Origin of the sequence: Kitasatospora sp. NPDC058218 (assembly GCF_042882445.1) — a bacterium.
Taxonomy (GTDB): Bacteria; Actinomycetota; Actinomycetes; order Streptomycetales; family Streptomycetaceae; genus Kitasatospora.
This window is the reverse complement of record NZ_JBHVWC010000086.1, coordinates 9,482-23,588: the sequence shown is the minus strand read 5'-3', so window position 1 is coordinate 23,588 and position 14,107 is coordinate 9,482. Positions and strand designations below refer to the sequence as shown.

The 14,107-nt window shown below is 67.8% G+C and carries 15 protein-coding genes; 13 read left to right on the top strand and 2 right to left on the bottom strand.

All coding sequences use genetic code 11. From position 1 onward, the window contains the following. The first annotated feature begins 165 nt into the window (after positions 1-165). From ACFVYI_RS37865 to ACFVYI_RS37840, 6 genes are all read left to right on the top strand, one after another. A complete protein-coding gene (locus tag ACFVYI_RS37865; RefSeq protein ID WP_387894071.1) occupies positions 166-357 on the top strand; it encodes a hypothetical protein in 192 nt (63 codons plus the stop codon). Further along, positions 341-868, top strand: coding sequence for a DUF6879 family protein (locus tag ACFVYI_RS37860; protein ID WP_387894069.1), 528 nt, complete (start codon positions 341-343; stop codon positions 866-868). The genes ACFVYI_RS37865 and ACFVYI_RS37860 overlap by 17 nt, the downstream gene beginning before the upstream one ends. Further along, positions 865-1,698, top strand: a complete 834-nt coding sequence (locus ACFVYI_RS37855) for a helix-turn-helix domain-containing protein (RefSeq protein WP_387894067.1) — start codon at positions 865-867, stop codon at positions 1,696-1,698. Before ACFVYI_RS37860 ends, ACFVYI_RS37855 begins: the two co-directional genes overlap by 4 nt. Positions 1,699-1,790: 92 nt before the next feature. After that, complete coding sequence (locus ACFVYI_RS37850) at positions 1,791-3,722, top strand: phosphotransferase (RefSeq protein ID WP_387894065.1); 1,932 nt, start codon at positions 1,791-1,793, stop codon at positions 3,720-3,722. A 10-nt stretch (positions 3,723-3,732) separates the two neighbouring features. Continuing rightward, entirely contained in the window at positions 3,733-4,407 is a 675-nt protein-coding gene (locus ACFVYI_RS37845; protein WP_387894064.1) for a histidine phosphatase family protein, read from the top strand. 9 nt (positions 4,408-4,416) lie between these two features. Next, complete coding sequence (locus ACFVYI_RS37840; protein ID WP_387894062.1) at positions 4,417-5,562, top strand: hypothetical protein; 1,146 nt, start codon at positions 4,417-4,419, stop codon at positions 5,560-5,562. A gap of 371 nt (positions 5,563-5,933) precedes the next feature. Here ACFVYI_RS37840 and ACFVYI_RS37835 read toward each other — a convergent pair whose 3' ends face one another. Next, positions 5,934-6,419, bottom strand: a complete 486-nt coding sequence (locus ACFVYI_RS37835) for a DUF3995 domain-containing protein (RefSeq protein WP_387894060.1) — start codon at positions 6,417-6,419, stop codon at positions 5,934-5,936. 518 nt (positions 6,420-6,937) lie between these two features. Here ACFVYI_RS37835 and ACFVYI_RS37830 point away from each other — a divergent pair. The 4 genes from ACFVYI_RS37830 (at position 6,938) to ACFVYI_RS37815 (ending at position 10,014) form a co-directional block, all read left to right on the top strand. Further along, positions 6,938-7,690 (top strand): DUF6879 family protein, encoded by a 753-nt coding sequence (locus ACFVYI_RS37830; protein ID WP_387894058.1) that lies wholly within the window; start codon positions 6,938-6,940, stop codon positions 7,688-7,690. Next, positions 7,687-8,529 carry a helix-turn-helix domain-containing protein gene (locus ACFVYI_RS37825; protein ID WP_387894056.1) on the top strand — a complete coding sequence of 281 codons (843 nt, stop codon included), beginning with the start codon at positions 7,687-7,689 and terminating at the stop codon, positions 8,527-8,529. The genes ACFVYI_RS37830 and ACFVYI_RS37825 overlap by 4 nt, the downstream gene beginning before the upstream one ends. Before the next feature lie 147 nt (positions 8,530-8,676). Beyond that, positions 8,677-8,838, top strand: coding sequence for a hypothetical protein (locus ACFVYI_RS37820; protein WP_387894054.1), 162 nt, complete (start codon positions 8,677-8,679; stop codon positions 8,836-8,838). Positions 8,839-8,841: 3 nt separating this feature from the next. Next, on the top strand, positions 8,842-10,014 hold the full coding sequence (locus tag ACFVYI_RS37815) for a methyltransferase domain-containing protein (RefSeq protein ID WP_387894053.1): 1,173 nt from the start codon (positions 8,842-8,844) through the stop codon (positions 10,012-10,014). Positions 10,015-10,317: 303 nt separating this feature from the next. Here the strand turns inward: ACFVYI_RS37815 and ACFVYI_RS37810 are convergent, their stop codons facing one another. Next, positions 10,318-10,641 (bottom strand): hypothetical protein, encoded by a 324-nt coding sequence (locus ACFVYI_RS37810; RefSeq protein WP_387894051.1) that lies wholly within the window; start codon positions 10,639-10,641, stop codon positions 10,318-10,320. Between the two features lie 1,443 nt (positions 10,642-12,084). Between ACFVYI_RS37810 and ACFVYI_RS37805 the strand changes: the two genes are divergently transcribed. The 3 genes from ACFVYI_RS37805 (at position 12,085) to ACFVYI_RS37795 (ending at position 13,940) form a co-directional block, all read left to right on the top strand. Further along, on the top strand, positions 12,085-12,543 hold the full coding sequence (locus ACFVYI_RS37805) for a hypothetical protein (protein ID WP_387894049.1): 459 nt from the start codon (positions 12,085-12,087) through the stop codon (positions 12,541-12,543). A gap of 31 nt (positions 12,544-12,574) precedes the next feature. Continuing rightward, positions 12,575-12,760 carry a hypothetical protein gene (locus tag ACFVYI_RS37800; protein WP_387894047.1) on the top strand — a complete coding sequence of 62 codons (186 nt, stop codon included), beginning with the start codon at positions 12,575-12,577 and terminating at the stop codon, positions 12,758-12,760. A 406-nt stretch (positions 12,761-13,166) separates the two neighbouring features. After that, a complete protein-coding gene (locus tag ACFVYI_RS37795; protein ID WP_387894046.1) occupies positions 13,167-13,940 on the top strand; it encodes a maleylpyruvate isomerase family mycothiol-dependent enzyme in 774 nt (257 codons plus the stop codon). Positions 13,941-14,107 lie beyond the last annotated feature (167 nt).

Below are 14,107 nucleotides of genomic sequence, written 5' to 3'. Positions count from 1 at the left end.
GCCGACTTCCCACTCCGGCCGCAGCGCCGCCCTTGGTGGGTGGTGAACTTCCGATCACTTGTCCGAAGTTGGTCCGGTTTCCAGTATCGGAAACGCGAACCTCTTGCCTGCACCCCGGTTGCCTCGGGAGCATCGTCGGGAGACCGCGCGAGCGAGGAGGCAACAGTGGAGCTGACACGGCTTGTAGGTTCCTGCGACGAGGGCGAGTGCCCGACCCTGTACTTGACGGATCGGGGCACGCTCGCCGTTCAAGGCGAGCGGGTGAGCGAGCACGATCTCCAGATTCCGGCTCACGAGGCGCTGGTCGAAATCCCCATCGAACTCATTCGAAAGGCCGTCCATGACAACCTCATCTAGGACGCTCGGAGACTGGTTCTCGGAGTTCAGTCGGGAGGCGTTCCGACTGGAAACGCTGGACGACTACAGCCAGTCCGGTGGAGTGGACGCCTACCATGCCTTCCTGGCCGGCGAGGAGCAACCGGAGGACTACAAGACCGCCGGCTGGGTCAAGACGGTGGCCGACGCCACGCGGGCCGGTAAGCGCATGTACCGGGTCCACATCCTCTCGCGCCCGCTCACCGACTACCTCCGGTTCGAGCTTGCATGGGGTTATCACCGGAACATGGCGGCTGGGGAGGAGTTCTTCATCCTCGACACCACCAGTCACGAGAACCCGATCCCGGAGGCGCCGGACTTCTGGCTTTTCGATGACGAGACTGCAGCCGTGATGAGCTATGACGACAACGGAAGGTACCTCGGGGTCGAACTCCTTGCCGACAGCCGACTCACCGGGTTCAAGGCGTACCGCGACACCGTGATGGAGCGTTCCGTGCCGTTCGCCGAATGGTGGGCAAAGTACGGCGAGTGAACAGAACACAGCTCGGGACGGCGCTGCGGGAACTCCGGCTGGCTTCCGGAAAGGAAGCCAAAGCGGTGGCCCGTGGCGCCGTCATGTCTCCGAGCAAGTTGAGCAAGATCGAGACCGGCAAGGTGTCACCCACCGTCGTGGACGTGGAACGCATCCTCACGGCCGTAGGCGTGTCGGACGAGATCAAGGCCGCGTACATGGCTGCTGCGCGGGCAGAGGCCACGGAGACGACGGCGTGGCGGCTGATCCGACGGCTGGGCCACCATCGCAAGCAGCAGCAGCTCAAGGCGCTGGACGACTCCACCCAGCTGCTTCGCCTGTTCCAGCCCTCCCTTGTCCCCGGGCTACTGCAGACCCCGGAGTACGTGCGGGCCGTGTTCGCGAGAAGAGATCTCAGCGAGCAGCAGTTGTCGCGAGCTGTTGCAGCGCGGCTCGCCAGGCAACAATCCCTCTATGACCCCACCAAGACGCTGCAATTCGTCATCACGGAGCCTGTTCTCCGGTGGCGCCTCGTGCCGGCCACAATGATGGCTGGACAGCTGGACCGCATCATCTCCATCTCGCGCCTGTCGCATGTAGACATTCGGATTGTCCCTCTGGCTACATCACAGACCGACGTGCCGGCACACTCCTTCGTCATCCGGGATGACCGCATGGTCACGGTCGAGACCGTCCACGCCGAGATCGTGGTCACTGACCCGCGAGACGTCGAGATGTACGTACGCAAGTTCGACGGATTCGCAACCATGGCTTTGTCCGGTGACGATATGCGTCGGATGGTCGAATACATCCGAGACGGGTTCTTGCGGGAACAGGAAATCGTCTCGTAGCGCCCGCCGCTTCCCATACCTTGGTTGCCGGGATCCGCCCGACACAACCGCATCTGCTCCATGCCAATTCGGCGCTACGGAAGGATGACTTGATGAGCGACTGGGAGTTCATCAAGGATAGAACCGCCACCGTAGGCGCGGTGTGGCGGTCGGTCGACGGCCTGCTCTACAAGCGGACCGGTGGCGAGGACCTACTGGCAGAGGCCGAGTTCCAGCAGGTGGTGGCCGGTCTGGGCTACCCCGTACCGGAGATCGTCGACAGCGGCTCGGAGGACGGGGGCTACTTCGTCGTCGAGCGCGCCATCGGCGAGAGCTCGCTGCACGAGGAGGCGTTGGCCGACGCCAGGCGGGACGGTCAGGTCAGCTACCAGGTGATCAGTACGGCGGCTGCCGTCGCGTCGAGGCTCCTGCAGGCCCAGGCGAGGCACCCCCTCCCCGCCACGCCGTGGTTCGAGAAGGCGGCTTTCGCGGCCGGGGTCTTCGAGGAGAACCCGGACTTCGACACCCCGCGCGTCCACGAGGCGGTCAAGCACGCCCTCGATCGGCTGGCCCAACTGCCGATGGTGCACGGGCACCTGGACTACGGCCTGCCCAACGTCCTTCAGGCCGGGGTCATCGACTGGCAGCACCACGGACCGGTCCCGCTCGGCTACGACGTCTACCCCGCACTCGACATCGTGGCCTTCAAGGGCGGTGGCAAGGGCTACGCCATCACCCCGGAACAGCGCGCCGCCTACACCGCCGCCCTCGACGAGACCACCGCCGCCCTGGTCGGGCGGCGGGTGAGCGAGCACCTGGGCGACTTCCTGCTCGTCAAGTGCTTCTTCTTCCTCGCCCTCATGCGGCCGACCGATCTCGCACAGCACGACAAGCGCATCAAGTGGCAGTACCGCCGTGCCCTCTTCACGATGGGACTTGATCAGTATGAGTCGGGCGACACGATCGACACCGGCACCTTCCCGCTCTGGAACGGTTCACCGCTGAACACCGGTAGGCCGGTCCCCACCGTTCGCGACCGCGACTACCTGATGGACCACCACGGAGTCGTCTTCAAGGTCATCGGCGACAGCCACCCCGGCAGCCACTACCTCGGCTACGTCAAGTACCACCCTGACGAGAAGGGCGACCGTCGGCTCTTCGACCGGACCTACCGGCAGAACAGCGTCTTGTCGAAGTCCTTCGGCATCCTGGCCGGCCGACCGGAGTGCTACGTCTACTCCGACACCCTCGGCTGCGTCATCACCGGCATCCCGCGCGAGGACGTGGCCGTCCACTACTCGTGCCGCCAGGCCCTTGCCGCCATTCACGAGGACCCCGGCGCGGTCGCCGACAACCCGGCCGGCAAGGACCTCCTGGCGATCACCGAGTGGATCACCGCGAACGACGCCCAGAGCCTGATCGGCGTCACCGGCTCCTTCCTCGTCGGCTGCTTCAACGAGCGCTCCGACATCGACCTCGTCCGCTACGGACCGGAGGGCTACCAGGCCGCACAGGAGCTGTTCCAGGAGACCGACATGATCCGGCCGTACGACGGAGACGACCTCACCCGGCTGTACATCCGCCGTGCCAAGTACATGGAGGGCAGCTCCTTCGACGCCCTCATCAAGCAGGAACGCCGCAAGCTCCAAGGACTCACCGCCAACGCCGGCGCGCACATCAACTGCGAACCCATCCGCTCCGACCGCGACAAGACCTTCGCCCGGATCTCCTCCAAGGAGATCGGCGAGATCTCGCTCCTCGCCAAGATCACCGACCACGCCGAGGGTCTCACCACCCCGGCCGTCTACGGGATCAAGGTCAAGACCATCCTCAGCTCGACCATCGACGAGGCCGACTCCTTCGCCCGCCGGATCACCCACATGCGCTCGTACCTCGGCGCCTACACCGGGGCGTTCCGATCCGGCGACACCGTGCACCTGGCCGGCAAGCTCGTCCACACCCAGGACGGCGAACACAGCGGCTTCGGCATCGAACTCACCCCTTGGACCGTCAGCGGCTCCTACGTCGCCAACCTCGCCGGATAGGACCCGCACCGTGACCCTGCTCGTCATCCGGCACGCCGAGTCCGTCGAGAACGCCGACAAGTACAACGGCTTCTACCAGAACCCCCGCCCCTACAGCGGACCCGCCGCGCACAGCATCTCCCGCACCATCGTCGGCCTGACCCCGCGCGGCTTCCGGCAGGCGCAGTGGCTCGCCGACGTCCTTCCGGAGCTCGCCGGTGCCGAACCGCACGTCTACACCTCGACCTACCGCAGGGCGATCGACACCGCGGCGATCGCTCTACCCGACCTCGGCGACGGGTGGCCCCAGCAGACCGCGCTCCTCGACGAGCAGCACTACGGCGACGCCACCTACATGACCAAGCGCGAGCTCTACGACATCTACCCCGAGCTTGTCGAGGACCGCCGCCTACGCAAGCACATCTGGACCGCGCCGGGCGGTGGAGAGTCGCTCGCCGAGGGCGTGCTCAACCGGGCCGCCGAGTTCGCCGCCCTCGCCCAGGCCGAACTCCAGGAGGCCCGCACGGTCCTGGCCTTCACCCACCAGACCGCCGCAGTGGCGCTTCGAGCCCTGCTCGAAGCCAGCACCCTGCCCGAGATCCTCGCCGAGGAGCGGAAGGGCAAGATGCCCAACGCCGCAATCCTCCACTACGAACTGCGAGACGGCCGGTTCACCCGGACGGGAACCACCACCCCGCCGATCTAGGAGGAGCCCGTGCGACACCTGTTCCTCAACGGGCCCGTCCAGAACGGACCCTTCACCTTCGACACCCGCCCCGGAAAGGCCGTCGGCATACGCCTCGCCGCCGCCCTCAACGCCATCCTCGGCTTACCACCCGCACCCCACCTGTGGAACACCGTCACCCTCGCCGGAGACCTCCGTCACCGCGAGGCCGACGGCCCGAGGATCCCCCGCCAGCGGTTCGAGGCCGACCGGATAGCCGACAAGTACCCGCCCGGACAGTCCCCGGCAGGCGGCATCATGACCGACACCGACGCCGAGGTCGTCAGTCTCGCCCTGGAGATGATCGAGAACAACCTCCGCGCCGGCACCCTGGCCATCAGCCGCGAGACCGTCCCCACGTGCCGGTCCTGCGGCCACATGACCGGTAGCGGTGGCCACCCCTGCAACGCCTGCGGCAGCACCGACACCCGAGAACGCACCGGCCTCCACCTCGTCGCCGAAGTCGCGCAGGACCGCCCCGTCCTCGACCGCTCGGACATCCACGCCTGCCACCGCCAGCAGCCCAAGCACCTCCAGCACACCGCCGCCAACGTCGCGGGCCGACTGATCCTCTCCCGAACCCGCGACCACGGCATCGATCTCTCGCCCCTCGGCCTCAACGGCCTCGTCCTCGACCCGCGCGCCGGCATCCACGTCGCCGTCCTCGCCGCAGCCCAGAAACAGCAGGCAGACGTGGCCGTCATGACCATCACCCAGAACGCAGCCAACCACATCGCCGCCCACGGCCAGCGCTTCCGCGAACACAGCGGCACTCGGCTTCAGTACGCCCTCCACGGCCACCTCCCGTACGACCACACGGCCGGCCTGCAGCCGCTGCACGAGGCGTACCGAGCCACCCAGGCGATCAAGGACGGCTTCGAAGAGTGGTTCCTCCCGCTCTTCTCCCTGAGGACCAAGACCGCGACGAGCCCCGACCAACTGCCCTCGCTCTTCAAGCACTACATGCGGGCACACCTGGCTCAGCCCGCCGAGGTCAACGCAGCCGTCTTCAACGCTGTACAGCGCGCGGTCGGTGCCGGTGATACCCGTTGGATCACGAACAAGCAGGCACTGGCCAACGTGATGGCTACCCGCCAAGCTCCGACCCTGTCGGCGGCAGGCCCGGCACATGGCTGAGCCACGTCTCGGCCGGTCGTTAGCTCACGGTGCTCAGGCCCCTCCGTTCCGTGGCCGCGAGATCCCCGATACGCGGCCACCGGACCGCAGGCGGCTCGACACCAGCGCCGCCGGAGTGGGAAGTCGGACCGGCCGACTTCCCACTCCGGCCACAGCACCGCCCCCACGCCCGACCAACCTGCCAAGTCCCTCCAAGGCATGAAGGCCGGCGAGTTCGACCACCTCACCACCCCCACGGCATGACCCGACGGCCCCTCGCTCCGCCGAGCGAGGGGCCGCCATCATTGGTTCATGCCGTTCAAATCGGCAGGCCCCAACCCTTCGAAGTCCCGGACTCCCGTGTGTCAGCCGCGTAGGCGGCGACCGCGTGGTCAGGACCCGAGTGCTACTTCAGCGCGAGTCGCCCGGCCGGCGCAGGCACAGCGGGTGCGCGCACCGCGCAGCCGGTCCAGGGCGGCTGCCCCGAGCGTGATTCCCCACACCACGAACAGCGCGTACCAGAACAGCCCCCAAGCGGCCTGCGGGTGCGCGTCCTTGGCGGCGAAGGCGGGCGCGGAGACGACCCGGTCGGCGGTGAGCAGGTACTGCATCGCGAAATAGGTGAAACCCCAGAGCGTCATGCCGACCGAGGCGACCAACGCCGGCACGGCGAGCACACGGCGTGGAAGCCGGTTCCCCCAGGGCCGGACCAAGGCGAGTGCGAGGACTGCGCCGAGCACCGCCAGGCCGCCCATCGCCCAGTAGCCGATCGCCGCCTCCCAGGTACCGTGCGGGGCGTCGGCGAAGTCGCCGGGGAAGGTGGCTCCGATCCCGGCACCCCACCAGAAGTGCGGCGCCGCGTACGCGAGCGCCGCCACCGCGGCCACGTACCCCGCCCAACCGTCGCGCCGTCCACGATGTACCGCCGTCGCCCCCATGACTCCCCCGAGATCTCGCCCCACCGCCGGGCGGAGGCCCGCTGCCTCCCGCCCGGCACGAGTCTGTCCGAGCACACCCTCCTGACGGATCGGCTGCCGGCACGATCCCGGCTCCCCCTCCTGGGGGAGAGCTGCTACGCCTACCGCACGAGGGAGCACCACGCATGGCCCGACGGCTCATCGCTCAACTGAGCGAGGGGCCGCCATCGTTGGTTCGTCCCGTTCGGATCGGCAGCTCCCAACCCGGCTCGCATTCCACGCCGATGGCGCTCGCCGGCTGTGACCTGCGCTCCGATTGCGGGCTCAGCCAGAATCTGGCTGAGCCCGTCCAACTCCTCTGTCGCGCCTGCCAGCGGGGGCCTTTCAGCTGCCTGGGAGAATATTCGAGAATCGACGCTCGCCCCGGAGCGATTCGACGGCATCCTGATCCAGCCTGACCGACAGCGAGGGGAACAGCTGTGAGCCGACGACTGCGCTACATCGGAAGCAACTCGGGGAACAACGGATGCCCGACGCTCTACGAAGACGTGGAGACCGGCGATGTGCTGGTACAGGGCGATGCCGTGACCGATCCCGAGGAGGTGGCCCAACTCCGCAACGTCAAGCCCGGCGAAGGGTTCGTGCTCGTGCCGCGCGCACTACTCGCCGACTTCTCTCCGCGCGACGTGGACCGGGAACCCGTGCTGATCGGCTTCGACGAGTTCGACAGCATGTTTGAGAGCTTTCAGCACACGGCCTTCCGGTTGGAGACCCGTCGCCGGTACCGCTCCGACGAGCAGACGGAAACCTACCGTCGGTTCGCTGCCGGGCAGGCATCCGGATGGGACTTGGAGGACCTCTGGTGCCAGTCGCGTCGCGAACAGGTGGCCCTGGGAAAGCGGTTCGAGCGGGTGAGGATCATGGACAACCCGCCTACCCCGGGGCAGCGGTACTTGCTCGACAACGCCGAGCGGAACGGCGCGGTCGGCGAGGACATCCGGTACCTCTGGCGCGCTGACGCCGACCGTCTGAGCCTCCCGGAGGAGGACGCCTGGCTGTTCGACTCGCGCGTGATCGCCCTGCTGCACTTCGACTCCGACGACGATCTGACCGGCGTCGAGCTGATCACCGACCCCGTACAGGTGGCCCGCGCCTGCCAGGTGCGCGATGCTGCTTGGCGCTTTGCCACTCCGTACCAGGCGTTCGGCGCTGAGGTACCGTCCGGCATGTGAGCACCGACTTCCAACAGGCTCGAATCGCCCTCGGTCTGCGGCTTCGTGAGCTGCGCGCCGAGGGCGGTCTCACGGGTCGGCAACTGGCCGATCGTTTGGGCTGGCCACAATCCAAGGTCAGCAAGTTGGAGACCGGCAGGCAAACGGCCGCCCACGACGACCTCAAGGCCTGGGCCGAGGGCGTTGGCCGGCCCAATGCGGCGCCTGAGTTGGCGGCCAGGCTACGGGTCCTCGAATCCCACTCTCGTTCCTGGCGACGGCAGCTTGCCGCCGGGCACAGGCCGGTGCAGGACACGCTGACGGTCGAGTACGAGCGTTCGAAGGTCATGCGCGCCTGGGAAGGTTCCATGATCGTCGGGATGCTCCAGACTCCCGACTATGCCCGGCACGTGTTCAGCGCGTACGCCGACCTCCACCAGTCGCCGCGCGATATCGAGGATGCCGTACGGGCCCGCGTCCGGCGGCAGGAGAGCCTGTACCAGCCGGGCAAGCGATACCACATCGTCATGTGGGAGGCCGCGCTACGTGCTCTGGTCGGCCCGCCGGCCGTGATGGCCGCACAACTCGACCGGCTCAGCGGCGTCATCGGTCTGAACACGGTCTCCCTCGGCGTCGTGCCGTTCGAAGCTTCGCTCAAGCTGCCCCCTGCCAACGGATTCTGGATATACGACGAACGGCTTGTCATCGTCGAGGACTGGCACGCGGAGCTCTGGCTGGACCAGTCGGACAGCGTGGCGCTCTATCGGCGCGTATGGGATGCACTGGCCGGCACAGCCGCCTACGGCCCGGATGCCCATCGGGTCATCACGCGGTGCCGCCGGGCGCTCGGAGCTGTCTGAGAATCCCCACGAACCTCGGTCGCTGCAGGTGGAATATTCGAGAATCACGCACCTGTCAGCGACTTCCTTCCACCTAGCGTGCTGCTGAAGGCGCACGACGGATCGGTGGAACCTCCTCGGTCCGAGGCAACGACGGAGGGACAGCACATGTCCATGCCCGCGTTCAACGGCAAGCACGGCGGGGGCTCCGGCTCCGGAACCGGTGGCGGCCAGCAGGACGACTCCAACAGCGGCAACAAGCACGGCGGCGGCGGGTCCTCCGAAGGTGGCAACACCTCGGACGGCAAGGGTCCGGCGGACGGCAAGTAGCCCGTGAGCGACGAGCACGAAGCGGAGGCCGGTCGGACCCGGCTGGCCTCCGCGCTCATCGCGAACGGGTCACTCACCACGGACTGGCTGGCGGCCTACAACGCCGCTCCGCGCCACCTCTTCGTCCCCGACACGATCTGGCCGGGCCAGGCCGACGGCGTGCGCCAGGGCGAAGCAGTCGACCGGGAGACCGACCCGGCCGCCTGGTGGGCCGCCGTCCACTCGGACGTGCCGCTCACCACTCAGTGGGACGACGGCAACCACACCGGAGCCGATCGTGGCACCATGCCCACGTCGTCCAACTCCATGCCCACCATGGTGTTCTCGATGCTCGCCGCCCTGGACGTCGAGGACGGCCACCGGGTACTGGAGATCGGTACCGGAACCGGTTGGAACTCGGCCCTCCTGGCTCACCGCGTCGGGTCGGAGAACATCGTCACCGTTGAGGTGGACGAGGGCAGCGCCGCCGACGCGCAACGCCGCCTCGCCCACGCCGGGTACGCCCCGACCTCCGTGGTCGGCGACGGCTCCGAGGGCTACGCAAAGGCGGCGCCCTACGACCGGGTGATCGCCACCTGTTCGGTCGGCCGGGTGCCGCATTCCTGGGTGGAGCAGGCTCGCCCCGGTGCGGTGATCGTCGCGCCGTGGGGGCCGGAGTACGGCGGCGAGGCCCTGATCCGTCTCACGGTCGGCGACGACGGCACGGCGAGCGGCCGGTTCGTCGGCTCGTCGGCCTTCATGCGACTGCGCCGGCAGCGGAGCGCCCGACCGAACAGCCTGACGTACCTCTCCAGTCCGAGGCCGGCGGACGGGATCAGATCCACCACCGGCCTCTCACCGGAGGACATCGGCGGATGGCTGGAGATGTTCGCCATCGGCATCCAAGTGCCCCGGGCGTTCCCGCTGACCGAGCGGTACGACGACGGGTCCTACACGCTGTGGCTGCACGACACGGCCGTCACCTCGTGGGCGACCATCGACTGGGAACCCGGCTGCACCGCGTACGAGGTCGTGCAGTCCGGGCCCCGTCGGCTGTGGGACGAGGTGGAGGCAGCCCGGCACTGGTGGGACGGCCAGGGCCGGCCCGCCTTCGACCGCTTCGGACTCACCGTGACCCCGGACAGCCACACGACGTGGCTGAACAGCCCGGACAATCCGGTTCCGCTCCAGGGATGACCTTCAATCGGCCTGGAACCCACCCTGGCCCTCCGGGGCTCGACTCGGAGTGGGAAGTCGGCCGGTCCGACTTCCCACTCCGCCACTCCTTGGCCGGCGAGTTCGACCACCTCGCCACCCCACGGCATAACCCGGCGGCCCATCGCTCACCCGAGCGATGGGCCGCCATCGAGAGGCTTCATCCTGATAGCTGGAGGCCACGCGGGCCGGCGGCGAGGCGCTCGCTCCGACTGGGCCGTGTGTGGCGGCTCGGGTATTCGTCGCCGGACTGCGAGCCTCACTGGTGTGCCGAGTTCCCCGTCACTACGTGAAGACGTGGTAATCGAGGAAGTAGCTCGCGTCATCGCCACGGAAGTTGGCCCGGTGCCAACCTTGATTTGCCTCGTCCCGGAAGATCGTTTGATCACCCAGGTGATCGTCGGGATCCGGCGAATCCCGCTCCGTCAGCGAGATGATGCCGCTTTCATCGTTCAGAGGGATGAAGCGATCCACATTCACGGTGTCTCCGTCGTTCAATTCTCCTTCCCAGATGACCGAGCCGTTCCACCTCAGAACAGGCTCATCTGCTCCGAACGTATCCTCGGTTGTATCGCAGTGCAGATTCGCGAACTGGATCGTGGTTCCCACTGCGCGCCTCCTCTGTTGAGTTCTCCATCTTTAGCGGAAGCTTGACTTTTACTCATGAATAGATGGCGTGATTGGCTGCCGGACAGCCATTCGCCCCTTAGGATCTCGACCTTCGTTGCGTGGCGGCCGATACGCCGAGTATCGAGGGAAGAGAGGGTCGCCTGCGCCTCCACCTTCTCCAACTTCCAGGCCATCAGCGCCGCGCTCTCGGATGCCGCAGCAACGGATGCAGCAACAGGTACCGAAGCTGTCTCGACGGCAGTGGCACTCGCGCCGCCGATACGCTCGGCAGTTCGCCCGGCCGAGCGTTTTCCAGGGGTGGCGTCCAACGCCAGGTCGCACCCGGTCGGTCTTCGGCGCGGCGGGTGGCAGCGGTCGCTCATGACCGCAGATCCCTGCGTGGGCATGCCCTGTTCCCGAGGCCAACCGCCTACGCATGCAATACCTCTACTGACCACACTAGGCGATACTGGCGCATCTGCATCTCAGAATCGGAGCCGGCGTCAGGGAGAGCTCTTCATCCCCGACTTGCCGGTCACAGAGCGTGGGGCAGGCCTGGGACGCTCGCGCTGGTCGACCGTGTGATGGGAGACTTCCCGTTCTCGATCGGGGAGCGGTCGTACAGACGGTCGGGCAGTCGTCCTCCCGGCAGTCCGAGTCCCGTTCCCGCATAGACCCGTTGTCGACGACGGCCACGACCCCACAGCTTTCCCCGGTGACTCCGCGAACGGCTGGCCGGTCTCCTCCAAGAGCAACAGCCCTTACTTACGCTGAGTGTCGGAGTGGAAGTCGGCCGGTCCGACTTCCCACTCCGCCACTCCTTGGTCGGCCAGAAAGCGCGGGCCGGTCACTGTCATAGGTGCTTGCTACCGTCGTCGCCTTCCGAAGATCCTTGACGGGAGCGGAGTCGACATCCTCAGGGTCTCCGACGGGTTGATCGTCGAGGTCTGGTCGGTCTCATCCGGCGCCGCCGGCCGGACCTTCTACCGCTGAGAGCGCGACTCCGTAGCCGGCAACCGGATGCGACTCGCGATCATCCGTGCGAGATCGTCCCGGTCTGCGTATCACCTACAGACCTGCCGGGCGGAGGAACCCGTAGGCGCGCTCGACCTTCGCCACGTGAACCGCGAACGAGGCGTGCCAGTGCTCGCACCCGTGCGCACGGGTCAGCGCGTGCTCCGCGTGACCTTGCCGGGCCGCGATCGCTCCTCTTCCTCACCCGGCATGGCGTAGTGGCTCCGGACTCCCAGCCAGTGTTCACCAGGTCGAACAGCACTCACCCACTGCCTTGTCCGATTCATGCGACACCTGCGGACCGCAACCTCGACGTACGGCCGGTTCGCGTGTCGGTCGGCGTGGGTTGCTCGTTACGATCACGGCCTCGCTGAGCTGACCAGTGGGCCTTGCGACGACGAAAGGCCCACCGCCGCCATGACCCATCGCTTGAATGAGCCGACCCCGGCCCGGTTCGGCGAAACCTTCCTGCCGCTGGACCAGCCGCCACCAGCGGTCCACCCGAAGGTACTGCGGGACGAACTCGTAGCCGCGGCGGAGTGGGTCTCCCAGTACCTGAGCGACCTGCCGGCCGGCCCGGTGGGCCGCCAGATGCTCGCGCGACAGCGGGCGCGGCTGCGTGAGGGGCGGCTCGACCGACAGAGCGCAGACCTGGGCGGGGTACTGGACTTCGTACGGGACGAGATCGCTCCGTTCCCGACCGGGAACGGGCACCCCGCGTTCTTCGCCTGGATCAACTCGCCGCCCGCACCGGCCGGAGTCATCGCCGAACTGCTGGCCTGCGCCATCAACGCCACCAGCGGCATGGGCGAGAACGCCCTCATGGACCTGGAACGCGGCACCGTGTGCCCATCTGCGCAACTACGGCTGGCAGGGCCAGGTCTGTGACAACGGCACCTCGGCAACGGGCTCCGTCACCGTGGGAACCACAGGGCAGAACCGGCCGATCGAGATGCTGGAGATCAGTACGCAGTACGAAATGATTCACGGCGTGGCTCATGTGCAGAACATCGGCTGGATGGACGAGGCGTGGGGCTCGACGATACGTCTGGGCACCGAAGGTCGCGCCTTGAACATGGAAGCCGTTGCGCTCTGGGTCGAGTGAGCCCGCGCACTGCGATGGCTCACCGCAGCCTCCCACAGCTTGCCCCGGTGGTTCCTCGCTCAACTGAGCGAGGAACCACCATCGTTGCTCTATCCCGTTCAGGTTGGCAGGCCCCAACCCGGCTCGCTTTCCGTGCCGGTGGCGCTCGCCGGCTGTGACCTGCGCTCCGATTGCGGGCTCGGCCAGAATCTGGCCGAGCCCGTCCAACTCCTCTGCGGGCCTGTCATGTTGCGCTGGCGCTCGTGGCCCGGATGGATAGGTCCAGTAGCGGGTCGAAGTCGCCCTTGGTGAGCGGTTCATGGAGTTTCAGGACGGCTTCGGCGCCGGCGCTCCGCGCCCGGCCGTCGACGTGTTCGTCCGACAAATTCGCTACCCGGCGGCCGGCGCACCGTGATACACAACCGACGTGCAAAAAATCTTGGAGTTCCCCGAGGTCCTGCGGCTGATCGAAGACCGCTCGGCCGCGTTCCGCGCCGCGATCGCGTCCGCCCCCGACCTTGACGTCCAGGTCCCGACCTGCCCGGACTGGACGCTGCGCGAACTGGCGCAGCACCTCGGCGACGGCCGCCGCCGCCAGGCCGCCATCGTCACGGCGGGCCCGGGCGCCGCGCCCCCGGCGAAGACGGACCCGAAGGGCGCCCCGACCGCGCCCCGCGACCGCGAGGCCCTGGACGCCTGGCTCGCCGAGTCGACCGGGCTCATGCTCGACGCGCTGCGCGAGGCCGGCCCGGACCGCGGCTGCTGGACCTGGTGGGGCCGCTCGCAGGCTCCGGAGACCAGCGGTGCCCTGGCCCGGCACCAGATCCAGGAGATCGCCGTCCACACCTACGACGTCCAGCTCATCCAGGGGGCCGCGCAGCCGCTGCCGACGGACGTCGCGGTCGAGGGCGTCGACGAGTTCCTGGTGACCGTCTCGGCGACGACCGTCCCCTGGCCGTTCAAGCCGGCGACCATCGACCTGCACGCGACCGAGGGCCGCTCCTGGCGCCTGACCCTCGACGCCGACGGCGTCCGCTGCGACGACCTCGCCGCCGACGCGGAGCCGGGCGACCTGGTGATGCGAGGCGCGGCGAGCGATCTGGTCCTCTACTTCTACGCGCGCCTCCCGCTCGACAGCCTGGAGACCACCGGCAGCACCGAGCCGATGGAGCAGCTCGCAGAGTGGGACCCGAACGCGTAGAACTCCTAGAACGCGCACTTGTGACGCATCGTCCGGTGGTGCGCGCGCTCCTTCCCCGCCCTGGGCATCGGAGTGGGGGGGGGGGGGGGGGGCGGGAACCCCCCCCACAGCCCAGAGGGGGGCGGCGCGCGCCGCGGCGCGGGTGAAAAGAGGAGTGTGACCGAAGA

Bases quoted from the DNA above. Each gene is read 5' to 3' on its own strand.
- ACFVYI_RS37860 (WP_387894069.1), top strand. From the start codon at position 341: ATGACAACCTCATCTAGGACGCTCGGAGACTGGTTCTCGGAGTTCAGT.
- ACFVYI_RS37850 (WP_387894065.1), top strand. From the start codon at position 1,791: ATGAGCGACTGGGAGTTCATCAAGGATAGAACCGCCACCGTAGGCGCG.
- ACFVYI_RS37820 (WP_387894054.1), top strand. From the start codon at position 8,677: ATGTCCATGCCCGCGTTCAACGGCAAGCACGGCGGGGGCTCCGGCTCC.